Here is a 24,282-nt window from a genome sequence, read left to right as displayed (position 1 = left end):
ATTCTTTTTAATAAGTCTGATGTTAACTTTCATAATAAATTGATCTTATTTTAGTCAACTTATTTCAGGGACGTACAACGTACATAACTTCCAGCCTCCCTCTTCCAGTTTCCAATAACCTAAATCTTAATTTCCTTAACCCAAACTCAGGCTATATTAGTATTTATTATACTGAGAATTGTGAAATAGCTTTTTTAGTAAACCGTAAAATGTATCCTTTTTTCCTTAATTTGTATCATAGGGAGATGATTCAAAATATGTAATTTTACTTTATTATTGGGAAACTGTATGATGAATACAAAAATATTAAGCATACCGGAATTCAGTCGATACCTGAACGTTGACGGATTAAAAAGTGATGATCTCCACATTGTGGACTTTCAGGAACATCAGGATTTAAGGTTGAAGTCCGAACCGGTAACAATAGATTTCTATCTTTTGGCAATCAAACCACCTATGGATCAAAAGTTGGTCCCTTATAGTTTGTTGGAAGACCAATCCGATTCATCCTATCTGTATGCCGACTGTCCTCAAAATACCTTAGAATGGGAGATTGCTCCCCCTTTTTCCGGTCTTTGCATTATGATGAATGCCAAATATCTTGAAAAATATGCGAAAGATTACAGCTTTGTTCATTACAACAACCATGAAGCCCTTTTTTTAACGAAGGAAGAAGAAATGATTTTGGGAGATCTGTTCAGAAAAGCTAATCATGAATTTCAAAAAGAAAACTACTCAAGAACGGTTATTATCTCATATGTTAACCTGATTTTGACCTATGTAAAAGAATTTTATGACAGACAATTTGATACCCGAAGCAATATATACCACAAAGTAATCGATGAGTTTTATAAAAATCTGGACAATTATTTCCGTGAAAATGATAATGTGGCAGGATTACCTTCAGTAGCTTATTTTGCACAGAAAAGTAACCTTTCACCCAATTATTTCGGCGATTTGATCAAGCACTTTACAGGAAAATCTCCATTAGACCATATCCATGATTATGTGGTAAAACTGGCAAAAGATAAATTGAAAAATACCACTCTTTCCGTAAGTGAAATATCCTATAACCTTGGATTCGATTACCCCAACTATTTCGCCCGATTCTTCAGAAAAAAAACAGGACTATCCCCCAAGATTTTCAGAAATCAATAAAATACATCAAGGCCGTTTTGATTTTTTAAGGAGCTTTATCCTGCTATTCACTCATACACCTCGCTCCATGCTGTATCCCGGCCATGCTGCGGGGTAACCGTTGCTATCAGAGCAGGGATATATACTCAGATATGTGGTCGCCTATGATCTGGAATCCATGTTATTCGTAGCTCATATAAAATAGGTAAAATGTATCCGTCTTCAGGTAAACTGTCTCCGTTTTAAGGCTATATTTCTATCTACCTTTGACTTATCAAAAAATGAAAAGTAGAGACAAAAAAATTAGTTTCATGCTTCTCTCTAAAATACAATAACAAATAAAAATACAAAGTCATGTCACAAGAAAAAATCAGTATTAAAAACGGAAACGGGCAGGGAATTATCCTATCAGCAATTATTAATTATCCTGAAGGATTTGATTCCAATAAAAAATACCCGGCAGTAGTTGTTTCTCATCCCGGTGGTGGAGTGAAAGAACAAACAGCAGGTTTATATGCCAAAAAACTATCTGAACACGGGTTGGTCACCATTGCTTATGATGCTTCTTTTCAAGGAGAAAGTACAGGAGAACCCCGCCAATTGGAGAATCCATATATCAGAACAGAAGATGTAAGTGCTGTGGTCGATTACCTTACCACATTGGCTTATATTGATACGGATAAGATTGGAGCAATGGGGATCTGTGCAGGAGCCGGCTATACAGCAAACGCTGCAATTAATGATCATAGAATTAAAGCAGTGGGAATGGTAAGTGCAGTAAATATCGGTTCGATGTTCAGAAATGGCTGGGAAAATAATGTTAAGGATGCAGAAGCATTACCTTATTTATTAGCAGGCTCCAATGCCCGAACAGCAGATGCAAACAGTACAGAAATACAAAAAATTCCGTTGGCTCCAATGAAAGAGGAAGATGCACCCAATGAAGAATTAAGAGAAGCTTGGGAATATTATCATACGGATCGTTGTCAATCCCCTACAGCTCCCGGATTTGCAACAACAAGAAGCCTTTCTCAAATAATTTCTTATGATGCTTATAACAAGGCGGAAGCGTTCTTTACACAACCATTATTAGCAATCGTAGGAAGTGTGGCGGGAAGCGCATGGATGAGTGATGATTTGCTAGGGCGTGCTGCATCTGCAGACAAAAGAAAATATATAATAGAAGGTGCCAACCATATGTCTTTATATGACAGAGAAAATTATGTGAATGAAGCCGTTGGAGAACTTGTTCCATTCTTTCATGAAAAATTAGCTTAAAAAGCTTTATAAATACTGCTGTACGGCAGTTATTTTGATATTTTAACGTCAGCTCAGAGTAAAGTGGTTTTGAAGCCGGGAGCTGGAAGTGATGAAGGCTATAAAGAATAACTATTCATCTTTTTTATTGATCTTAAGGCAAAATTAATGATGTCATAGGCTATCAATCATGATAACTGAAAGTAACTTCCAGCTTCCAACCCTTTTCTTACCCCGATCACAAGTGATTTTAGCTCAAAATGCACAACGGGTAGTAGTATATAAGACTTAAAAAATGTGAATTTTTCCAAAGCGAATGCTTATATTTATTTTTCTATTGAGATTAAAGCCAAAAAATGATATAATTGGGTTTAAAAATTAATTGAAAGACAATGGTGGAAAATTTTATTTATTACTTAGGATTGGTTCTGGTAATTATTGGCTCTATTATGCTGGCCAATCGTTTAAGAGTTGCATATCCCATTATACTGGTTATTGCAGGATTGTTGATTAGTTTTATTCCCGGCTTACCGCCTATAACGATTGATCCTGAACTCATATTTATTATTTTTCTTCCACCACTTTTATATGAAGCTGCTTTTGCCGTTTCGTGGAAAGAAATTTGGAAAATGAGACGTATCATTACCAGTTTTGCCTTTATTGTAGTTTTTCTTACAGCAATATCAGTTGCTTTTGTAGCTAATTCATACATCCCGGGTTTTTCCCTGGCATTAGGCTTTGTGTTGGGAGGAATTGTCTCTCCGCCGGATGCAGTGAGTGCGGGAGCTATTTTAAAATTTGTAAAAGTTCCCAAAAACGTTTCAACAGTTTTAGAAGGAGAAAGTTTATTCAATGATGCATCATCATTAATCATTTTCAGATTTGCCATGCTGGCGGTAGCGACAGGACAATTTGTGTGGCAGGATGCTACTTTGAGTTTCGGGTGGATGATATTCGGCGGGCTGGGAATCGGTGTGGTTCTCGCTTATATCTTCTTGAAAATTGAAAAAATATTTCCTACAGATGTCAATATGGATGCAATACTTAGTCTGGTAGCTCCTTATGTGATGTATATTGCTGCCGAAGAAGTCCATGCCTCCGGAGTATTGGCTGTTGTAAGTGGTGGGCTGTTTCTTTCCATACGGAGACATGAAATTTTCAGAACTTCAGAATCAAGATTGAAAGGATCCAATGTCTGGGAAAGTTTTGTATTCCTGATCAATGGGATTGTGTTTTTACTGATCGGATTAGACCTTCCTGAAATTATGGTAGGTTTACATAAAGAAGGTATTAGTTTATCTGATGCTATCGGGTACGGGCTTATCATTACAGCAGTACTGATTGTAGTTCGTTTTCTGGCCTCTTTCGGAGCACTCTTTACCACCTTGATCATGCGAAATTTTATCAATGTAGCGGATAGGAATCCGGAGATGAAACTCCCGGTTTTGATGGGGTGGACCGGAATGCGTGGAGTAGTTTCCCTGGCGGCAGCATTATCTATTCCGGTGATGATGGAGAACGGGCAGCCTTTTCCGCACCGTGATTTAATTCTCTTTATCACTTTTGTAGTGATTTTGGTGACTTTAATTCTTCAGGGATTAACATTACCAACGCTGATCAGAAAGCTCAATCTATCCGAATCCAAAGAAAACCATATGTCCGAAGAAGAATCAGAACACTTTTTGCGAAAGGGAATGCGTAATGTTGCTTATGATTATCTTAACGAAAACTATAAAGAAAGAAGAAATGAAAATGAATATTTTAACAGATTAATGGATCGATGGGAGCAGGAAGATAAAGAAGATGCTACCCATATATTGTCTGACGAAGCGAAAGAAATCTACTTCGAAACACTGGAACAACAACGAATCTGGCTTCGGGAAGAAAACCGAAGAAACATGAATATTGATGAAGAATATATCCGACATTATTTAACAAGGCTGGATCTGGAAGAAGAAAGACTTAGAATGTAAAAATTATGGGAACGAATTTAGTAAAACAACTTGGGCAATTTCCCGATGAAAAAAGAAAAAAATATTTCAGTACACTTCCCAATTATGCCAACGGGAAATTTCAGAATATACTGCCAACGCCTGCTTTGTTGGAAGGTGAGAGCATGACTAAAGTTCTTTTGGATACTTTGTGTAAAGTAGAAAATACATCACCGGGAATGACTCTTCCTTTTGTGGTGACAGATCTGAAAAAACTCGCCCGTGAAGAAAATATTCTGGTATGGTTTGGGCACAGCTCATATTTCATACAAATTGATGGTAAACGTTTTTTAATTGACCCTGTTTTCAGTGGGAATGCTTCCCCTATGCCGGGATCCATAAAAGCATTTCCTGGGTCCGATTATTATAAACCGGAGCATATACCCGATATAGATTTTTTGCTTATTTCCCACGATCATTGGGATCATTTGGATTATAAAACCGTTCAGACTTTGAAAGAAAAGGTAGGAACGGTCATCTGTGGTTTAGGAGTAGGTCAGCATTTTGAATATTGGGGATGGAATCCTGAAAAAATTATTGAAAAAAACTGGTGGGAAAGTATTGACCTTACAGAAGGCTTTACATTGACCCTGACACCTGCAAGACATTTTTCAGGCAGACTATTAAACAGAAATATCTCACTCTGGACTTCCTATGTTTTGAAAACCCCTACGAAAAATCTCTTTCTGGGTGGAGACAGCGGCTATGGAACCCATTTTACAGAAATAGGAAAGAAATACGGGCCATTTGATTTAGCCATAATGGAATGTGGGCAATACAATGAAAAATGGCCATATATCCATTCTTTACCGGATCAGATTATAAAGGAGGTGGAAGAGCTGAAAGCTAAAAACTTTATTCCTGTACACAATTCAAAATTTAAACTGGCACAGCATCCTTGGTATGAGCCTCTAGAACTGGTTTCAAAGTCTGCGGAAGAAAACCATCAACGGATCACCCTGCCGGTGATAGGGGAGAAAGTTAGTCTAGACAATCTGGAGCAGACCGTGTGGAAAAAATGGTGGGAAGAATATTGGTAAACCATATTTTAATTCATAAAAATGAAGAAGCCATAAGATAAAATATTACATTATCCGGATAGGTTAGAATACACATTCGATCCAATCCGGATAACATAAGAAATCGACTAGGCTACATCATGAGATGATTGGATAATTTTCTCTATAGTTGTACGATGTTTTTCGTAGAGTTTGATGATATCTACGATGGTTTTGATATGAAGCTTTTCAAAAATTCTTCTTTTAAAAGTACTTACCGTTGACATTTTAAGGTTCAGAATATTGGAAATCTCGAGATTACCATTGCCTTCAGCAAGAAGCTGGAATACCTGAAGTTCTCTTTTCGATAGATTATAAATAGAAACAGGTTCTTTTTGTTTGTTGACAAGGAGATAGAGAACCTCCTGTGGATAATAATTCCCCTCTCTAAAAATTAAAGTAACCGCATCTACTACTTTTTCACTTTGTTGCTTGTTGAGGTATCCATCAGCACCTTCATGGATGTATTGTACAGCTGTTTTCTCGTCGTAGGCAGAAAAAATCAAAATTTTACTATCCGGAGATAATTCCTTTAACTCTTTAATCATACTCAGGTACAAGCTTCCGGGCATATCAATATCAAGGATAATCAGATCATACAATGTAACTGAAACTTTTGTTTTTACATTTTCGTAGTGTTCGGCAAAGTCTATTTCAAGTCCTTCATACGTGGAGTGCAATAGCAGTGAGGTTCCCATTCTTACAACATAATGGTCGTCGGCAATAAGTATTTTTTTTTGCATTTGGTTATGGTTTTTGTATTGTTATTTCGACTCTTGTTCCTTTAGGATGATGAGGTTTAAACCGAATACTTCCATCAATCTTTTTCAATAGCTGAATAACGAGATGGAGCCCAAGCCCCTGACTTTTGAAGGAAGAAGGTTTATTTTTTATATTATTGATCAGGCTATTATAATATTCCAATACATCTTCTTTCATTCCAACTCCGGAATCGGTTACACTGATTATAATCTGATATTCTTTCTCTTCAGCATTCAGAATGATTTCACCTTCAAAAGTGTTCTTTACAGCATTGTCCACAAGATTATGGATAATGGCAGACATCATACTTTCATTGATATTTAATACAATATTAAGGGGCGCAATATTATTAATTATAATGTTGTTTTGAGCTGCAATCTGTGCAAACAGATTTTTTTTCTCTTCCAATATCTCTGAAATGGAATATTCATTTTCCTGATACTTCTGAGCTTGGCTGCTGAAAAGCTCAGTATAGTTTTTTAAGTTTAAAGTAAATTTATAAAGCTCTTCAGAAGATTTGTGAATAGTATCAAAATATTGTTTTTGTAGATTGATATTATCAGTTTCAGAAAGTTTTTGAGACATCACGGACAGATATTTAATCGGTGTGGTAATATCGTGATTAATGGTTTGGATGAGGTCTTTTTGATATTCCGCTTCATTTTTCAACTGATCTTGTGTGATCTTTAGTTCGTCATTTTTCTGATGAACGATTTTCTTCAATGTGGTATTCTTTTTTTGAAGGAATTGAGTTCTTAATCTGATTAGAAAAATAATTAGCCCTATAAAGATAAGGATGACCACAGTGCGAAACCATGTTGTTTGATAAAATAATGCCGGAACATTGATTAGTATTTTTTTATAGGTAAAATGGCCTGTTGGAGAAATCAAAGTTCTGATATATAAAGTATAGAGCCCGGGCGAGAGATGGGGAATACTATATTCTCTGTTTCTCAGCTTATTCCATTTAATATTATTCTCTTCATTCCGAAATCCTGCTTCCATATAAAGATTATCATTATTTGAAAAATAAGGAGTATCTATAAAAACAGAAGTATCTTCAAAATCATTTTTCAAATTCAGGGTATCTTTGAAATAAATAAAATCGCTATTTTTTATTTTGGCTCTTTCAATATAAATGTTCTTTGCTTTTGGATAATAAGATGGAGTTTGCAACGGATTAAAAAATACATATCCGTCCATTGAAGGCAATACAAAATCTCCATTTTCAAGCTCGGCAAAGCAGGAAGAAGTACCTGCTCCATTGAATTCATTAATTTTAAAACCGTCATCCTTGGTATACCGATAGTAAAAAACTTTCTTTGTATTGTTTTTTGCATACTCCAGGAGACTGCTTTCGGGAACTTTAAATAATCCATTATTAGAAGGAATCCAGAGAAATCCCTTTTTATCTCTGATCACATTATGGGGATAAGAAAGATAAGCGTTTTCATCATAAGGCATCTTGATAAGCCGGTTGTTTTTGAATAAATAAAAACCTTTACCTCTCGTAATGATCCAGACATTTCCACTTTCTGTACTTATAATATTTTTGACATTCAATGATGGAGTACGAATCTTTTTAATGGTTCGTTTCGACTTGGAGACAAGATAAAGACCATCGATGAGTCCCACAAGAAGACGATCATGGTCAATGTGCATGGCGCTATAAATAAGATTGTCGAATGGGAAAATATATTCCGGTTTATCAAAATTGGAATCTTTATAAATTACCAGGTAAAATCTTATATTATCAGAATGAAGCTGCATATAAGATTCCCGGTCTTTAAATACTAGTATTGGAAAACGTGTTTTATCAGATGATAGAGAGTCATACTTTTTATAGTCGGGAGCATATCTTCTATAAATTCTATGATTACTGCTGCTTACAAATAAAATATTTTTTTTCTCATCATATAGAGCTCCCAGCTCATCAAAGGTATTGAAGTGATAATCTTTGACTAGTGAATGTCTTTTAAATATCCTTCCCTGAATGTTGATGATCTGATCTTTACCAAAAGGAAGCATGGTATATTGTACCCTGTATTCTACAGTAGGGGCCAGTTCGGGAGTGGTGAAAGAAGGTATTTTGATGATATTCAAACCTTTGTTTACAGTTCCCAAATAAATAGATCGGCTTTCTTTGTCAAACAGAATACTGTAAATAGAAGCAATGTCTATATCTGAATTTTTGAGGCGAATGAGTGGAATTGCTTTTAATGTCCCGTTTTGTAATGTTGAAATATAGATAACCCCTTTGTTGATGATGAAATTTTGATTTATTGTTTTTTGCCAGTAAATTCTACTTGCAGGGTCTGTATAAAGAGGATCATCACATGGGAAATCAGATATTTTATCCGCTTCAAATTGAATTATCTTTTTCCTTTCAGGATCTCTCAGAAATAAAGTTTCCCCAAATCCAAAAAAGTTTTTCAGATTTTTCATTTTAAATAAGAAAGGAATTGTGATTTCTTCAGAGGAATTCTTTTTTAAATAAACAATATTCTTCCCATCTTCAAAAAGGTACATTCCTGATTTGAATCCTATAAATGCTCTTGAAGGTGAAGTGATCGCGAACTGTGAATTATTTTTGCTGAAAAAAATATATTCTTTGCCTTGATGATAGATTCTGTTGACATCTTCTTTTATTTCCTGTGAATCCGGTTTATAAACTTTTATTTTCCGATTCTTAATCACCAGATATTCCCGTTCTGCTGCATTTGGAATAACAATATGATCTGTTTGAGGCTGGCCAAGAAAAAAGAAGAAATTAAAATTGGAAATCTTAAGGTTTTTATAGGTGATAAAATCTTTCCCATCATACCTTACAATACCACCATCTGTTGAAAGCCATATAAATCCGTACTTATCTTTGATAATATCTTTGATACTGTTTTGCGGAAGCCCATTGTCTGTATTATACCAGAAAGACTGATACTGTTGCCCTAACAAAAGCAGAAAGGGAAATAGGCTAAACAATAATAAAAATCTTTTCATCTAAGAAAAATACACTTTGTAATAGCAAATTTAATGTTAACATTTAATATAATGTTCGAATTTATTAGGATTTTTTCTACAAAAGGTAGTTTTTTTCTTACGATCCACATACCATATTTTTTTCCTTTGAAAACTAATTTTACACACGATTTATCGAGCTTGAAATACTTAGAAATTAAAAAGATGTTGTTTTAAAGAAATGATCAAAAAATTAAAAACTTTACACTATGAAAAATAAATTTGTTTTGCTGGTTTCCCTTCTTATTTGGGGAATCTCTATAGCCCAAGTTGGGGTAGGAAACAATAATCCCAAAGTAAATCTGGATGCCAGGACTTCCGGAAATTCAGCCATTGCATTCGGAGACACAAATCAAACGGCAACGATTGCAGGAGAAGGGGCCATGAAATATGATACCACTACCAAACAAGTCTATTACAGCGATGGAACAAGCTGGATGCATATGGCCGGAGCTCCTAATAATGCATTTATTCCTAAAGTGGTAGCAGCAGGAAAGACAACTGTTGTTCAAAATACACTACCAGGAGGTGCATTTTATAAATGGAATTTTGGAAGTATTTTGGCTGATGATGGTAACTGGAGTGCTGGCAGCAGTATTTATACAATCCCAGTTTCAGGTTTTTATCAGTTTTCACTGGCAGGGGGAATTACTTCGAACAAACTTCAGAATACTTCAAATCTTGTAGTCAACATTAATGACAGTAGTAATACTCAGGCTTATGTTTTTGCTACTACTGCCAATTTTGCACCAGACGCTATCTCATATAAAGGTGGAACTATTGTTCTTTATATTAATACTAACTCAATAGTGTCTTTTGGTTCTACGCATTGTAATGGGTGTAACAATACAGGGCAAGGGGGAAATACAGAAACTTATAGTTCACCTGTTGGAGCAACTTTTTCAATTTCATTCTTAGGATCGTAATAAAGGAATGTTCTTAATATTTCTTGAAAAATACAAGCGTTTTCATGGCATGATAAATCTAAAGATAGCTTAGTATTTATATGCTTTTAATTAGTCCCGAACCTGCTGAAAGGCAGGTTTTTTTAAGAGGTGAAAACAGAACCCTGCCAAAGTTGGCAGGGTTCTTCCTTATTATAAAAAATAATACTATGATGGTTCCTTATGGCTTACCTTAGTATGGATGATATCATAAAATACAGCCGGATTGGTAGCATCGGGTGTAATTCTGTAAGTGAATGTCGTTTCATTCAGAACCAGAATATCAACAACACGGGTAAAGGTTGGAGTTGTAAGCGTTCTCTTTTTTCCATCCGGAGAGATAGACCATGTACCTTCAGAACGAAGAACATCATTTAGTCCAAAGATTTTGAAGGTTCCATTAGCTTTAAAATAAGAATATCCTACATATCCGGCTACGTTGTTATTATCTAATGCTACATTGTTCCCGTCTTTATCTTTAGCTCCTGTGGTTTCCCAAGGCGTAGATGCCAAAGTAAGTTGACCATTGCTTGGCTCGGCATGAGAAGTTCTTGTATGGATGATGTCATAATAAACAGATGGATCAGCAGCATTAGGGCGGATTCTGTATGTGAATTCATTTCTATTTAAAACAAGAATTTCAACATCACGAGTGAAAATAGTCGTTCCGTCCGGGTTTAAGGAGGCAATGGTTCTTGTTTTTCCCTGGGCGTCTACAGACCATGTTCCCATTGATCTCAACACATCATTCAGTCCATAGATGGCAAAATTTCCATTGGCTTTGAAATAGGCAAAACCTACATATCCTGCCACGCTAGCATCTGTTAACGCAACATTTTTTCCGTTTTTATCTTTAGCTCCTGTGGTTTCCCATGGCGTAGAAGATAAGACTTGTGAGGGAGTCTGCTGGTCGATAATAATCTCATTGTTATCATTTGAACATGATACAAAAGATGCTGATAAAAGTACTGCTGCAGATAAGTAACATAATTTTTTCAGTGTATTCATAAAGGGTATTTTTAAGTCTGTGCAAACATATCCCTTATTAAAATCAAAACTTTGTATAAAATATCTCTTTTGTTGTAGAAAACATAACTTCAGGTTTTTAGTTTTATTGAATTTGCAAATAATGTCGATGGAATGTATGTAATAATTAGATGGGAAGTTGGACGTAAAGAAAAGGAGAGGCTGTCCCGTAATCTGACAAACGTAACCGCTTAAATCTATTGTATTGTTGTGGCTTTTGATTCAGACTTTAATATTTTAAGCTGTTCCTCAGCATTTGCATTTGCTGGATTTAGCTTGAGCGATATCTCATAATTTTTGATAGCAGCTTCTTTTTGCCCATCGATCATTAAAGCTTCCCCATAACTGTCAAATACATTCCATGCACTTGGATATTCTTCTGTATTAATTCTAAAAATGGCAATTGCATCTTTTATCCGGGTTTTATGAATAAGAGAATATCCAAGGCTATTTAGTTCTGTTTCCATATTTGTGAAATCATATTTGTCTTTTTCTTTAGATTTTATTTGTTGAAAAAATGAAATAGCCTTTTCGATAGACCCATTATAAGCGATTTCTCCTACTTTATCTATAGCTGAGGCTTTAGGCTGTTCATAGGGCAGATCATGGAGAATTGAAAATATCCTGTTACCGATTGGATTTAGATCTATTTCATAACTATTGTTGATAACTGTATTGGAAAGAAGGATGATCGTTTCATTATCTTCCATATTATGTAGTATTAGAGACCGAAACCCATTAATGCCTCCTGTATGGGTGGCAAATGTAACGTCATGATCCATCCCGGGTACTAAAATTTTATTGACTATGATACCACAAGCATACTTATTGATATAAGGGGTAAACATAATTTTTTTATTTTCCTGAGATAATAATTTTCCTCCATAAAGAGCCTCATTCCATAGCAAGAGATCTTCAATGGTTGAATAAATACCTCCTGCCGAAAAAATACTTGAATTAATATTGATATAATCTGCGTTGGAATATGTTCCATAACTGTAATTATATCCTTTAGCTTTGTATTTTATTAATGCTTCTTGGGTTTCTAGCCCACTGTTTTTCATTCCAATAGCATCAAATATGTTTTCTTGGAGTACTGTAGCATAAGGCTTTTTAGTGATCATTTCAATAATTATCCCTAGAATATAATAACCAGAGTTGCTATATGCATATTTTGACCCTGGTTCAAATTGAAGATTTTCGCTACAAAATCTTTTTACAAATTCTTCCCGTGGGTAATTGTGGAAAATAATTTCAGAAAAAAAATCAGTTCTATTAGCATAATCCGGAATGCCGGAACTGTTAGTTAAGAGTTGATGAATCGTTACTTTTTGCCCGATATCTTTTCTGTAATAAGGCAAAAATGCAGATATAGGATCGGTAAGTTTCAGTCTTCCTGATTCTTTAAGCTGCATAATCAGCATGGCCGTAAATTGCTTGGTAAGAGATGCTATCCTGAATTTTGTATCAACAGTATTTGGAATAGAAAATTCCCTATCTGCATAACCATATTCTTTTTTGAAAATGATTTTGCCATGTTTTGATACAAGTATATTTCCGCTAAATTGTTGTAAATTACTATACGATTTTAGCAATTCATCAATTTGTTTAGCTTTATTCTGAGCATTGAATGGAATAAAACAAATAAATACCAGAATAATAAATGTTGTTTTCATCGGAATACATTTAATGATTACTAATAGAAATAATTTTATCCTTACAATATTGGATAATCTAATTTGTAATATATTGTTTATCAATAGGTAATGGTTTTGTATGGAAATGTTACAATGAAATTTGCCTTTTAGAAAAGAAAAACAGTATTTTGGCTAAAATTTTTTAATGACCAGGTTAAAATTGTACACACCATTAATTTCAGAAGCCTGGCAAAGGACGTATCAGAATATCTTATCAGAAGAGCATTTGGGAAGATTAGAAGAAAACCTCCAATGGTTTAAAACCAATCTCCGGGTATGGGATTTGCCCTATTTTAATGAAGAAATACAAATCAACAGACAGGAAATCTTTGAAAAGTTTATCTCTATTCTTGAAAGCAATCATTCTGATGAGGTAAAAGCACAACTTTTAGAATTAATTCCCTTTGAAAACTGGCTTATTGTATTAGGGCAAAGGCTGACTTCAGCAAGTATTTGCGATGAAAATGCAATTCCACCTCCTAAATCAGTTTTGATTAAAGCTTGCCAGGAACCTTTTAATAATGAAATTACCATTGCACAAAGAGCCTGGGAAAAACATGTTGGAAGGATAGATGATGACTTTTGGGGTGAAATTAAGGGAAACAATCAACAGAAGCAGGAAAAAGTGATGGGTAAAATTCATTACATTCTTGAACATTCAACCTGGTGGAATGTTTTCTATCATTATAAACATGAACTGGTTTTTGAAGTCAGAGAAAAAGAAGGACATGGAATTCGTTGGAGCCATGGCGGTACAAAGCTGATTGGCTTTCTTGAAACATTCATTACAGACGAATGATAATTTCATAGAGATTAAAAAAATACCCCACAGTATAAGAAAAATTTGTAGACAAAAATCTACAAAAATCAAGTATAATTCTACATGTTTTTATCAAAAAAAACGGTTGATATTGAGGATATTTGTTCTGAAAAAATTTATTAAATCAATCAGGCATTAACTTCTAAAAACACACAAACATTTATCGTAATAATTAATTATACTCTATGATAAAAATGAATACGTTGTAACCCTCGACAGCTGTATAATAATCAAGTAACAGCTTGATTTCATCAGGGATATTTTTTATTACGTAAATACATTGCGTATTGTTTTGGTAATTTTGTGGCATTAACTTTTCACAAAATGAATAACAAAACAATATAAAAACAAATGAATATTTACATTGATATTGGCATAAATCTGACCAATAAACAGTTCTTTAATGAACATGATGAAATTATCAACCGAGCCCTGGATCATGGCGTAGAGCATATGGTTCTCACAGGAACAAGTATCCGGGGAAGCAAAGAATCTGCTGAAATAGCAGAAGAATATCCTGATATCTTATTTTCAACAGCGGGAATACATCCTCACGATGCAAAATCTTTTAATCAGGAAAGTATCAGCGAACTCCGGAAATTATTGAAACAGAATCATGTGATTTCTGTAGGAGAGTGCGGACTTGATTTTGATCGTGATTTTTCTCCAAGACCTATACAGGAGAAATGTTATAAAGCTCAGCTTGAATTAGCTATAGAAGTCCAAAAACCTCTTTTTCTTCATGAAAGATCAGCTTTTAAAAGGTTTAATGAAATTACTGATGAATATCTTATTCAATTACCGAAAGTCGTAGTACACTGTTTCACCGGAACATTGAGTGAAGCGAAAGTATATCTGGATAAAGGATTTTACTTAGGATTTACAGGTGCAATCAGTGATGAAAGAAGATTTAAGCATTTGGAAGACGTTATAAAATACATTCCGCTCGACAGAATGATGATTGAAACCGATGCCCCGTTTATGCTTCCGAAGAATATGCCCCGAATTCAAAACAGACGAAATGAACCTTCCTTTCTGCCTTATGTGGCACAAACCATTGCTCATTTAAAAAGAATAGACATTTCTGAAGTTGCAGATGAAACTACAGAAACTGCCAGACAATTTTTCAAATTATAAAAAAGAGCTCTACTCATCAAGTAAAGCTCTTTTTAGTACATTATATTGATACATCTGCTTTGTTAGCTTTCTCAGCTTCCTTAGCATTTTTACCTCTTATCTTATAAACTCTTAATTGCTGATTCTAAAGCCAATTCCATCATTGGTTTTAAAGCTGTTTCCCTTTCGTCAGCAGAGATTTTTTCATGAGTTGGGATAATGTCAGTTACTGTAAGGATTGTAGCTGCATTTTTTCCTAAATGTTGAGCGTTTGCAAATAGTCCGAAAGCTTCCATTTCTACCGCAGGGCAGTTGTACTTTGTAGCAATTTCAGGAGTAGCAGGGTCTTTTCTGTAGAAGATATCACTACTGTGAATGTTGATCGCTTTAGCGCCTAAAGATAATTCCTTAGAAGTCTCATTGATGGTATTAAAAATATTTCCTTGGTGAGAAAGGATCTCATCTTCAATTCCCCATGCATACTTGGCATAAGTACTTTCGCTGGCTGCATTTTCAATATTTAAAATATCAAAAAGTTTAAGATCCGTGTTATAAGCACCACAAGTTCCGATTCTGATGATCGTATCTACTTCATATTCTGTAAATAACTCAAAAGAATAGATTCCGATACTTGGGAATCCCATTCCACTGGCTCCTACAGTAATTTCTTTACCTTTATAAAGTCCGGTAAAATAAAAGATTCCTCTGGTTTTACTTACCAGTTTGGCATTTTCTAAATAATTTTCAGCGATATACTGTGCACGAAGCGGATCCCCCGGCTGTAATACTACTTTGGCAATTTCTCCTTTTTTTGCACTGATGTGAATACTCATAATTTTATTTTGACTGGCGCAAAGATAATAACTTTTAGATTGTTCCCGTCATTGCAGGGAGTGAAACAACCAAGCGATTTTAAATAAACAGAACATATAAGATGTTCGGAATAAATATTTTAAATAACGTGATATTGAAAGTCTTTTAAAAATATCATATTCTTTAGGTTAAAATTTAAATCCGGTAAATACAGAACAATAATAGAATAATACAGAGCAGGTATGGTGAAATGAGGGCTATTACTTTTGCAGTATTCAATCAATTAAAATTCAATAAAATGAAAATTGAGCACATTGCCATCTGGGTAAAAGATCTTGAAAGATCCAGAGCATTTTACCAGAAATATTTTGGAGCAGCTTCCAATGAAAAGTACCATAATTCTGTCAAAAATTTCCAATCCTACTTTTTAAGTTTTGATAATGGTTGCCGAATTGAAATTATGACGAGACCAGATATTAAAGAAAGCAATAATTCTTACGAAACCCAGCAGTTTGGAATTATACACTTGGCATTTTCAGTAGGAAGCAAAGAAAAAGTGGATGAACTTACGGAAACTTTAAGAAAAGATGGATATAAGGTTGCCGGAGAACCCCGCACAACAGGAGACGGTTACTATGAAAGTGTAATCCTCGATCCGGAAAACAATATCATTGAAATAGTCGCTTAATCTGTCATTACGAGGAGCCTTGGGCGACGAAGTAATCTCATACAATATTTGTTGAAAAGTAAATAAGAGACTTTATAAAGTATTCCACTTTTAAGGTACGACTAAAATTTCAACAAATATGATATTCCATATTTATTACCACGAAAGCACGAGTGATTTTATTCGTGCATTAGTGGCAATAATCTGCAACCTTTCTAGCTTTAATTTATTTCCCATTTCTTGTTATTAAAAAAACAAAATACCATTTAACGCCAATACTTTAGTTAAAAATTTTATTCTCTGCGAAATAATTTTATTTTTGTTAGATGATGGAAACCAAGTCACCGTTTTTAGATACAATCTTTTTACTTCGTAAAGAAGAATGTATAACTCTTTTTTCAAATTTACAGACAGTTTCGCCTCAGGAAGAAGCGGAAGCAGGAGATTATTTTGAAACAGAATTTGAAAAAGAAAGGCTTGAATTTTTATCCGACCAGCTGATCTGTAATAAAGATACAGCCATATGGGCCGCAAAAATTCTCTATCATAGTGCACAGCTTTATCTCATTAGAGAAAATACACAAAAAAATATCGAAAACCTTATTCCTGAATATAGGGGAGTAAGGGATATTTCCTGTATCCTTTCGGCAGATCTGTCACTGAGATTTTTACCCCAGATAGTGACAGCCTTATATTCGATAGATCCGGAGGATCCTTTGATTCCGATGCTGGAAAATATTCTGACCGAATTTCACTATTCCGGAATTGGATACGACCTTAATCTTGAAAAAATAAATTGGGAAGAAGAACTAAAAGACAAAACGTACAGGAAATTATATCTGGAAAGAATCGTTGAAAAAAAAGATTATAAACTGGCGGAAATCCCGTTGATCAATAAATTGCTTATCGCAGAATTTGGAATGCATAAAGAGGCATTCTGGAGAGAATTAAAAATAATAACTGACAATCAATGACCCAAAATATTAATAAACTCAATACAGTCCTTGCCTATGTAAAAGATACTTTCGTGGGTAAAAATGATGTGGTGGACCTGCTTGGAATTTGCCTTTTGGCAAGAGAGAATGCTTTTTTGTATGGACCTCCCGGAACTGCAAAATCTGCCATTGTAAGAACTCTGGCAAAAACTGTAAAAGATGGGAAAAACTTTGAATATTTATTAACCCGTTTTACAGAACCCAACGAAATCTTTGGTCCTTTTGATATCAGAAAATTAAAAGAAGGAGAACTCCTCACCAATACGGAAGGGATGATGCCTGAGGCTTCTATGGTTTTCCTGGATGAAATTTTCAATGCCAACTCGGCAATTTTGAATTCACTTTTAATGGCTCTTAATGAAAAGATATTCAAAAGAGGAAAAGAAACCAAACACTTACCGGCATTGATGTTTGTAGGGGCAAGTAATGTTTTACCGGAAGATGAAGCGTTGAATGCTTTATTTGACAGATTCCTGGTAAGAATCAACGTAGACTATGTGAGTCCTGAATTATTGCAACAGGTACTTCTGGCAGGAAGAAAGCTTGAAAATGAAGAAGAAACGGAAATTCCGGAAATTCATGCAGAAGAGATCAAAGAACTTCAGAATTGGTGTAGGGCAATAGATCTTAAACCTATTTATGAAGTATATCTGAATACAATTATGAGTTTGAGAAATACGGGAGTTACCATTTCAGACCGTAGAGCCGTAAAACTTCAAAACCTGATTGCAGCAAGTGCCTTAATTTGTGGGAGAAATGAAGCCGTTGTTTCTGATCTTTGGGTATTGAAGCATATTTGGGATACTGAAGAACAGATTGAAATTCTGGAGGGAATCATTAATAGAATTATCGAAAAAGATGATCACCCGAATTCCCATCCACAGGCTATGCAAAACAAAACTCCTAATCCGGAAGAAGTAATGAAAGATGTGAAAATCCTTGTAGATAAATGGAATGAAGGAATGCTGAGTTTTGAAGAGCAAAATGTAATTAAAGACAAACTGAGATACCTGCAAACCCGTTGTGATTGGATCAGAAATCAGGAACAAAAGCAATATATTCAGCAAGAAATTGAAAACTTATGGCAGAAGATTCTTCAAAGCATATAAAAGAATTTTGGGCAGAACTTCCCCGTGCAGACGAAGACTTTCTGGGCTCAATCAGAGACTGGAAGAATATTCATATTGCAGTGGATGATGAAACAGTTTGGCTAAAAGGATTTACCGATGAGCAGGCAATATCTTCAGAGATACATCAGATGCCTAAGTTTTTGTTGTATGAATTGCGGGAAGGTCTTCTTTTCAGAAAAGATGCTCTGGTTCCAAGTAAAAGAATGAGAACAGGTTTGCTTTGGACACCGATAGATAAGGCCTTACAATTAAGTTTTCCGGCTTCTAACCAAAACTATTTTGGAATCGAAGAAAAAGTTCAGATCAGATTAAAAGAAAGCAATGAAGAACAACCGGTAATCGCTTTACTGTGCAAAATAGCTGATAGTAAAGAAAGTGTAATGCAGTTTCCAAAATTTAAGCTTGAAAAAATAGAATGGACAACAATAGGAGATAAGGCTTTATTTCTGGGAACTCCACTATTAAGCCTTCTCGGAAAAGCATATTGGACAAAAGACAAACATTTACTACCGGCGGGTTTTGATTTTGAATTTAAAAACCTGAGTATCTATTTGCAACAAAAATATAATGAAATGTCAGACGGTTGGCTTTTATGGGATGAAAACGGAAATTATCTTCCAATAAAGGATAGCGATTTCCGTACATTATCCATAAGCTCATTCCGTCTTACTGAAAAATCAAGAGAATGGAATTAAAGGCTTATTTTCAATCCTATGATCATTATTTCTGGGAATGGAAAACTGATGAAGATGTTCCCGGAGATTCGGGATATCATGACAATAATCTCATCTCGGTTCCGGGAGTGGGAGCTATTGCCTACAGACCCTATGTGATAGAGGTTCTTAAAGAACTTCAACCACAGGGATGGCCCCCATTCGGTGCATTGCTTATGGTTCTATATGCAATGCAGGAAGGATATACAGATTTTGCAGGACCTTTAAGACGGACAGCAGGTTTATACAGTGTTGGGAATTTTAATTTCAATGTAGACAAGGAAATTGAATTCCTTGAAAAAATAAAACAGCTGCCTAAGACTTACAAACAAGGACAGAATAGAATTATCCTGTTACAGACTTTATTTAAAGATGGTCACAATAGAGTAGCTTCCGTTTTTGCAGATGCATGTTTAAGAATCTATTATAAAAGACCACATGAGCTTGCTAAGAGTGCCGAAAAACAACATTTTGATCCATCAGTTTTAAATAAGGATTTAAGTGCACTCAATCTCAACGAAAAATTTCCCACTGTTCAGTCTATCATCGATGCTATGAAAGGACTTATTGAAGAGCCTGAATTGGATGATGAAGTAGCAGAAAAGAATACAACTGCAGATACAGACAAAGACTTTATCAGAGAACTGATTGAAGAGCCTAAAACTTTTCAGATAGGAAGCCTCATCAAAAGAATCTGGAGTGGTTTGAAAATTCCGATGCGTCATCTTTCTCCGGGAGAGCAGCCTATTGGAGGAATTTCAGATATGACGAACAAAGGAGATCTGAATAAAATGCTTCTTTCCGAATTTGCCAATGAAGATGAGGTATTTATGAATCGGGTAGCTAATAACGAAGCGCTTTATATTCAAAGAGAAATACCGCCTGAAGAAAATATCTTTGAAAGAGTGATCCTGATTGATACTTCCCTTAGAAATTGGGGAACTCCGAAAGTATTGGCTTTTGCCTCCGCTATTGCCGTCATCAAGCATCCGAAAGCCCACTCAGAATGTAAGGTTTTTGCGTTGGGACAAGCAGGGCTTCCGATTTCTTTGGATAAAGTGGAAGAAGTCATTGAAAATCAGAATCAGGTAAGTCCTGTTTTAGAAGTTTCGGAGGCTTTAGAAAAGTTTTTTAATGAAGAACATACCGAAAAAGATATTGAAGTTTTCTTCATCACTCATCAGGAGAATCTTAATGATGAAAAAATCCGGAGAGTTATTCATCAGAACAGAGACCGACTTAAATTTTTGGTAACTACGGCTTCAGACGGGGAAATCAATTTTTATAAACATCATAAAGGAGCGAGAAAGCATATTCAAAAGATAAAACTTCCACTTCAGGAATTATGGGCCAATCCGCCTCGACAAAAACAAACTGTCGTCAATTTTAATGGGAAGAAAACAGATCTTCCAGAAAATTATCCGATTTTATTTCCAACACCGATTAATAAAATTGCCCAGTTTTTATATGAAGGCGAATTTTTTATCCTCAGTTCGAAAAAACAACTGTTGAAGACCTATTTATCCGATAACTATTATGACAGACATTCCTATGATTATTATAAAACATATCATGGTTGTGAAGTTTTGTTTGAAAATATTTCTGTAAAACCGAGAGGACAGTTTGCGTTGGCAAGAAATAAGCAACAACAATTTGTTTTATGTCAATATCAGTATGATAAAAAATTAATTTCCAAACTGAATTTAAATACAAGAGAATATTCAGAGCAAAATATAGCAGGATTAAATATTCCCAATACCTATGATCTGATTTATTTTGGTAAAAACTTTTATCTGTATCAGTCTGCTAATCCCCTGTTGTATAAAATAAATATAGAAGGGAACATTTCTGTGGAACCTATTTCTACTAAAGATAGAGAGCTGGATAGAAATAATACTAAAGCAGAAGCAGAAGTCGCCAAACTCAACAGAAGCGGATTAAAAATTATCAATAATTTTAATAAAATCGGAATCAATGAAAACCATCATCTGGTTATTTCCGGAAACGAACTCAGCAGTTTATACGAAAACTCATTGAACCTTTACAAAAACAAAGTCGATATTAAGGTTTTCGCAGAGCAGAATAAAAATAAATTTATATTTCCCGATGGAAGTGAAATTATTACAGATGCACGGGGAATGATGACTTTTAGAAGCAGTAATAAAGGAATTGAAGAATTTTTTATCCCTTCCACAGCTTATGGGTTTTTAGCATTGGCTACCCACACAGAATTTGGAGGATCAGAATATTACCTTCCGGAAAATACTTTATTGAAAGTAAAAACAATGGATGAAATGTGTTCCCGATTTTTAAAAGCGTTTATAGAGCAGATTTTGGATTATGGAGCTTAGAATTAAACCTTTCCCGAAAAATAATTATCCTAAAAAAGGACTTCTGATCAGAGGTACCTCACCTGTGGTGTGGCTTCAGGAAATGGAAGTGCTCGGAATACATTTAAATCAATTACAAGCCTACGCTATTCCCGGAACACTTCCGAATATACTATACGGATGCTTTCTTGTTTTTAATGATCATGCTCCGCAGGAAATAGGAAAAAATGCTTACTTCCAATGCGTGGATAATAAACTTTTTATCCCGGAAAACACAATATTTTATCCCAGGATTAATCCTGAAGATTGGGACCAACTTGATTCCCGATTTCTTGTGATGCATCCCGAATTTGGAACGGTAAGATTATCAGAAACGATTGATTGGCTGGAATTGATCCAGGATCCGGAGAATATACATGAGACAATCAGAAAACCATTGAACGGTGTAAAAATTCCTAAGAAGATAGAAAGCTATACGGTGGAAATGGATGATGATAAAGTCTTGGAAGCTTTGAAACCCAAACAAAGTGAAGAAGAGTGGATGAATAACCTGCCATTCGACCTGAAGAAAGTGATGGCAGGAAATAAAAAAGAAATTGAAAAGTATTTAAAATACATTGAAAAATATCCGGAAAGAGCAATAGAATTGGGAGTCCCTTTAGACATTATGGGAACCTCCAGAGGAGATGGCTCCGAACAATTTACCTGGTTAGAGAGCCTATTTGGGAGCAATACAGATGGGAAGCCCGAAACAGCAAGTACTCGAAATTTCCGTAAAGTATTCTGGGCAGTTATCGTAATTGCTATTGTTTTAAGGATTATTTTACCTTCAAAAACAAATGATTCAGTACAAGAAGAAACAGGGCCTTCTTCCGGAAAAATCTTTACCGATGCAGCAAAAGATCCGTCTGATATGATTGCTTTCCGGTCCGGTGTTTCTGAAATTGATCAGAAAATTGACTCCATGTATTTTTATAAAAGAAGAGGTTTATCCAATGAGCTTCTTACAGCCGGGATGATGGAAGCCAAAAATGATAAAGAAAAAGAAAAATATAAAAAGGCTGGTGGCAGAAGTGTAAATGAAATCGGTCACGATATTGAAAAACTAGGGAGTAAAGAACAAAAAAGCAGAGATTCTCTTAAAATAATTTACAGTAAAAAGATTACAAAACATCTCGTTGAAAGAACCGAAAGCCTTAAACGCAAGATTTCAGATTCCCTGAAACAATATACCAAAGGAAAACCTGTAAATGGGGAAGTTGTAAAATATCTTTTAAAGAAAAGACAGGTTCTGATGGCCGATTCTTTGGGGAGATTGTATGGAACCATTGATCTCTCAGATCCCTCGGTATACCATGGGAAAAATTCAAAAGTAAAAGGAGTTGATACAGGAGGGAATTTCTTAAAAGAAGAAGCTCCGGTTTTAGATATCCTATATCTGATCATATTAATGATAGGAGGAGTAGGGCTTTATTCTTTTATTTTTAAACGCAAAACACTGAGCCTTGGTGGGGATAATGTACCCGCCTGGATCAAATTGGTTTTGATAGCCATCCTTGTCGCAATGTTGGTATATTTATTTTATCCGTTGGTAAAAATGTTTGGATACAACTGGTTTGTATGGGTGCTTGTGATTTGTGTAATGCTGCTTCTTTACCGTTTGTTCAGAGAAGATAAAACCATTTTAAATTCCGAAGACGATGAATAAACAGAAGTTTATAGACAAATTTATGGCCGCCTTTGTGCTGTTGGCTATGTTTAAGATTATCGGAATCGTAGCACAACTATTTCATGAAAGTTTCTGGAGTGTAGTAGGGACTTTGGTGATTTTTCTTGTTGTAGCCTTTATCATTCTTCTTGTTATTACTTCTTTAAAAGACAAAGAACAAAATGAACGCAATGCCCAAAAGAGAGGAGGAGGTGGAGGAAGCTTCTATCTGGAAACTTCATTGTTTGACCGAATCAGAAACAAATACGAAGAACTTGCCGAAAAATATATTGCCGAAAAAGACTATAAAAAAGCAGCAAAAGTCTATATGAATCTGTTACAGGATAATTACAGAGGAGCTAAAACATTAGAAAACGGAGGGTTTTATAATGAAGCTGCCGCAGTTTATCTTAAAAAATTAAAAAATAAATCTGATGCGGCAATCTGTTATGAAAAGGCCAAACAATACAAAAAAGCCATTGAGCTTTACAAAGAAATGGAGCAGAAAGAAAAAGTAGGTGATCTTTATAAAGAAATTAATGATCTTAAAAATGCTCATACCTATTACCAAATGGTGGCAGATGATTATACAACCAATAATCAGATGGTAAAAGCTTCATTAGTCTATCGGAAAAAAATGGAGAAAACGGATGAAGCACAGAAAGTATTATTGAAAGGTTGGGAAGAAGATAAAGATGCATTCAATTGCCTGAATAACTATTTTGCTAATATTTTTGATGTTAAAAAATTAGAATCGGAAATACAGAACCTCTACAAAAAAACGCCGGATTACAAAAAGATCAGCTATCTGGAAGCGATGAAACATGAATTTAAAAAAGATCCGAAGCTACAAACCATAACTAAGAATATTGCATACGAAATCATTGCAGAAAAAGTAGGAACCCGTTCAGAAATTGTGAACGAACTGAAATATTTCAATCCGGATGATGAGGTAATCCTCAAAGATATTTCAAGATTTAAAACAGGAAGGAATAAAATGTTTAGAAATTGAGAAATAATAAAAAGACTTTGTGTTTAAAAAAATCAACCTTACAATATTGATGTTTAAGCATTAGAAAACCTTTAATAGAAGATGTTTTAAT

At 34.9% G+C, this 24,282-nt stretch carries 19 protein-coding genes; 14 read left to right on the top strand and 5 right to left on the bottom strand.

Features of this window, described 5'->3' with window-relative positions; genetic code table 11:
- Positions 1-288 precede the first annotated feature (288 nt).
- The 4 genes from CW752_RS13740 to CW752_RS13725 all read left to right on the top strand — a co-directional run bounded on the left by CW752_RS13740 (position 289) and on the right by CW752_RS13725 (position 5,425).
- Positions 289-1,158 (top strand): helix-turn-helix domain-containing protein, encoded by an 870-nt coding sequence (locus CW752_RS13740; protein ID WP_228401778.1) that lies wholly within the window; start codon positions 289-291, stop codon positions 1,156-1,158.
- A 333-nt stretch (positions 1,159-1,491) separates the two neighbouring features.
- The gene (locus CW752_RS13735; RefSeq protein ID WP_101240269.1) at positions 1,492-2,415 is read left to right on the top strand and encodes an alpha/beta hydrolase; all 924 of its coding nucleotides are present in this window, start codon (positions 1,492-1,494) and stop codon (positions 2,413-2,415) included.
- A gap of 371 nt (positions 2,416-2,786) precedes the next feature.
- A complete protein-coding gene (locus CW752_RS13730) occupies positions 2,787-4,367 on the top strand; it encodes a Na+/H+ antiporter (RefSeq protein WP_101240268.1) in 1,581 nt (526 codons plus the stop codon).
- A 5-nt stretch (positions 4,368-4,372) separates the two neighbouring features.
- On the top strand, positions 4,373-5,425 hold the full coding sequence (locus CW752_RS13725; protein ID WP_101240267.1) for an MBL fold metallo-hydrolase: 1,053 nt from the start codon (positions 4,373-4,375) through the stop codon (positions 5,423-5,425).
- 107 nt (positions 5,426-5,532) lie between these two features.
- Here CW752_RS13725 and CW752_RS13720 read toward each other — a convergent pair whose 3' ends face one another.
- Together CW752_RS13720 and CW752_RS13715 are read right to left on the bottom strand one after the other, a co-directional pair.
- The gene (locus CW752_RS13720; RefSeq protein WP_101240266.1) at positions 5,533-6,186 is read right to left on the bottom strand and encodes a response regulator transcription factor; all 654 of its coding nucleotides are present in this window, start codon (positions 6,184-6,186) and stop codon (positions 5,533-5,535) included.
- Between the two features lie 4 nt (positions 6,187-6,190).
- Positions 6,191-9,202, bottom strand: coding sequence for an ATP-binding protein (locus CW752_RS13715; protein ID WP_101240265.1), 3,012 nt, complete (start codon positions 9,200-9,202; stop codon positions 6,191-6,193).
- A gap of 227 nt (positions 9,203-9,429) precedes the next feature.
- On the opposite strand from CW752_RS13715, the gene CW752_RS13710 reads away from it, so the two are divergent.
- The gene (locus CW752_RS13710; RefSeq protein WP_101240264.1) at positions 9,430-10,146 is read left to right on the top strand and encodes a hypothetical protein; all 717 of its coding nucleotides are present in this window, start codon (positions 9,430-9,432) and stop codon (positions 10,144-10,146) included.
- Positions 10,147-10,332: 186 nt separating this feature from the next.
- Here the strand turns inward: CW752_RS13710 and CW752_RS16940 are convergent, their stop codons facing one another.
- The gene (locus tag CW752_RS16940; protein ID WP_185117631.1) at positions 10,333-11,172 is read right to left on the bottom strand and encodes a DUF4822 domain-containing protein; all 840 of its coding nucleotides are present in this window, start codon (positions 11,170-11,172) and stop codon (positions 10,333-10,335) included.
- 215 nt (positions 11,173-11,387) lie between these two features.
- Positions 11,388-12,866: a serine hydrolase domain-containing protein gene (locus CW752_RS13700; RefSeq protein ID WP_101240263.1), complete on the bottom strand. Its 1,479-nt coding sequence runs from the start codon at positions 12,864-12,866 to the stop codon at positions 11,388-11,390.
- 166 nt (positions 12,867-13,032) lie between these two features.
- On the opposite strand from CW752_RS13700, the gene CW752_RS13695 reads away from it, so the two are divergent.
- Both CW752_RS13695 and CW752_RS13690 read left to right on the top strand, forming a co-directional pair.
- Entirely contained in the window at positions 13,033-13,686 is a 654-nt protein-coding gene (locus CW752_RS13695; protein ID WP_101240262.1) for a hypothetical protein, read from the top strand.
- A 372-nt stretch (positions 13,687-14,058) separates the two neighbouring features.
- Positions 14,059-14,844: a TatD family hydrolase gene (locus CW752_RS13690; protein WP_101240261.1), complete on the top strand. Its 786-nt coding sequence runs from the start codon at positions 14,059-14,061 to the stop codon at positions 14,842-14,844.
- 101 nt (positions 14,845-14,945) lie between these two features.
- Here the strand turns inward: CW752_RS13690 and deoD are convergent, their stop codons facing one another.
- Complete coding sequence (gene deoD, locus CW752_RS13685) at positions 14,946-15,656, bottom strand: purine-nucleoside phosphorylase (RefSeq protein WP_101240260.1); 711 nt, start codon at positions 15,654-15,656, stop codon at positions 14,946-14,948.
- Between the two features lie 278 nt (positions 15,657-15,934).
- Between deoD and CW752_RS13680 the strand changes: the two genes are divergently transcribed.
- The 7 genes from CW752_RS13680 to CW752_RS13650 all read left to right on the top strand — a co-directional run bounded on the left by CW752_RS13680 (position 15,935) and on the right by CW752_RS13650 (position 24,191).
- Positions 15,935-16,324, top strand: coding sequence for a VOC family protein (locus CW752_RS13680; RefSeq protein WP_101240259.1), 390 nt, complete (start codon positions 15,935-15,937; stop codon positions 16,322-16,324).
- A gap of 305 nt (positions 16,325-16,629) precedes the next feature.
- A complete protein-coding gene (locus tag CW752_RS13675) occupies positions 16,630-17,277 on the top strand; it encodes a hypothetical protein (RefSeq protein ID WP_228401776.1) in 648 nt (215 codons plus the stop codon).
- Positions 17,274-18,407 (top strand): AAA family ATPase, encoded by a 1,134-nt coding sequence (locus CW752_RS13670; RefSeq protein ID WP_101240258.1) that lies wholly within the window; start codon positions 17,274-17,276, stop codon positions 18,405-18,407. The genes CW752_RS13675 and CW752_RS13670 overlap by 4 nt, the downstream gene beginning before the upstream one ends.
- Positions 18,380-19,123 (top strand): hypothetical protein, encoded by a 744-nt coding sequence (locus tag CW752_RS13665; RefSeq protein ID WP_101240257.1) that lies wholly within the window; start codon positions 18,380-18,382, stop codon positions 19,121-19,123. The genes CW752_RS13670 and CW752_RS13665 overlap by 28 nt, the downstream gene beginning before the upstream one ends.
- Entirely contained in the window at positions 19,114-21,492 is a 2,379-nt protein-coding gene (locus CW752_RS13660) for a hypothetical protein (protein ID WP_101240256.1), read from the top strand. The genes CW752_RS13665 and CW752_RS13660 overlap by 10 nt, the downstream gene beginning before the upstream one ends.
- Positions 21,482-23,179, top strand: coding sequence for a hypothetical protein (locus CW752_RS13655; RefSeq protein ID WP_101240255.1), 1,698 nt, complete (start codon positions 21,482-21,484; stop codon positions 23,177-23,179). The genes CW752_RS13660 and CW752_RS13655 overlap by 11 nt, the downstream gene beginning before the upstream one ends.
- Positions 23,172-24,191: a hypothetical protein gene (locus CW752_RS13650; RefSeq protein WP_101240254.1), complete on the top strand. Its 1,020-nt coding sequence runs from the start codon at positions 23,172-23,174 to the stop codon at positions 24,189-24,191. Before CW752_RS13655 ends, CW752_RS13650 begins: the two co-directional genes overlap by 8 nt.
- Positions 24,192-24,282: the final 91 nt, after the last annotated feature.

Source organism: Chryseobacterium sp. PMSZPI, assembly GCF_002835665.1.
Lineage (GTDB): Bacteria > Bacteroidota > Bacteroidia > Flavobacteriales > Weeksellaceae > Chryseobacterium.
This window is presented reverse-complemented; position numbering and strand designations above follow the sequence as displayed.

Excerpts from the sequence above, each read along its gene's own strand:
- CW752_RS13735 (WP_101240269.1), top strand. The coding sequence starts at position 1,492 with ATGTCACAAGAAAAAATCAGTATTAAAAACGGAAACGGGCAGGGAATT.
- CW752_RS13695 (WP_101240262.1), top strand. The coding sequence starts at position 13,033 with ATGACCAGGTTAAAATTGTACACACCATTAATTTCAGAAGCCTGGCAA.
- CW752_RS13655 (WP_101240255.1), top strand. The coding sequence starts at position 21,482 with ATGGAGCTTAGAATTAAACCTTTCCCGAAAAATAATTATCCTAAAAAA.
- CW752_RS13675 (WP_228401776.1), top strand. The coding sequence starts at position 16,630 with ATGATGGAAACCAAGTCACCGTTTTTAGATACAATCTTTTTACTTCGT.
- CW752_RS13740 (WP_228401778.1), top strand. The coding sequence starts at position 289 with ATGATGAATACAAAAATATTAAGCATACCGGAATTCAGTCGATACCTG.
- CW752_RS13665 (WP_101240257.1), top strand. The coding sequence starts at position 18,380 with ATGGCAGAAGATTCTTCAAAGCATATAAAAGAATTTTGGGCAGAACTT.
- CW752_RS13660 (WP_101240256.1), top strand. The coding sequence starts at position 19,114 with ATGGAATTAAAGGCTTATTTTCAATCCTATGATCATTATTTCTGGGAA.
- CW752_RS13650 (WP_101240254.1), top strand. The coding sequence starts at position 23,172 with ATGAATAAACAGAAGTTTATAGACAAATTTATGGCCGCCTTTGTGCTG.
- CW752_RS13690 (WP_101240261.1), top strand. The coding sequence starts at position 14,059 with ATGAATATTTACATTGATATTGGCATAAATCTGACCAATAAACAGTTC.
- deoD (WP_101240260.1), bottom strand. The coding sequence starts at position 15,656 with ATGAGTATTCACATCAGTGCAAAAAAAGGAGAAATTGCCAAAGTAGTA.
- CW752_RS13720 (WP_101240266.1), bottom strand. The coding sequence starts at position 6,186 with ATGCAAAAAAAAATACTTATTGCCGACGACCATTATGTTGTAAGAATG.
- CW752_RS13680 (WP_101240259.1), top strand. The coding sequence starts at position 15,935 with ATGAAAATTGAGCACATTGCCATCTGGGTAAAAGATCTTGAAAGATCC.
- CW752_RS13715 (WP_101240265.1), bottom strand. The coding sequence starts at position 9,202 with ATGAAAAGATTTTTATTATTGTTTAGCCTATTTCCCTTTCTGCTTTTG.
- CW752_RS13700 (WP_101240263.1), bottom strand. The coding sequence starts at position 12,866 with ATGAAAACAACATTTATTATTCTGGTATTTATTTGTTTTATTCCATTC.
- CW752_RS13710 (WP_101240264.1), top strand. The coding sequence starts at position 9,430 with ATGAAAAATAAATTTGTTTTGCTGGTTTCCCTTCTTATTTGGGGAATC.
- CW752_RS16940 (WP_185117631.1), bottom strand. The coding sequence starts at position 11,172 with ATGAATACACTGAAAAAATTATGTTACTTATCTGCAGCAGTACTTTTA.
- CW752_RS13730 (WP_101240268.1), top strand. The coding sequence starts at position 2,787 with ATGGTGGAAAATTTTATTTATTACTTAGGATTGGTTCTGGTAATTATT.
- CW752_RS13725 (WP_101240267.1), top strand. The coding sequence starts at position 4,373 with ATGGGAACGAATTTAGTAAAACAACTTGGGCAATTTCCCGATGAAAAA.
- CW752_RS13670 (WP_101240258.1), top strand. The coding sequence starts at position 17,274 with ATGACCCAAAATATTAATAAACTCAATACAGTCCTTGCCTATGTAAAA.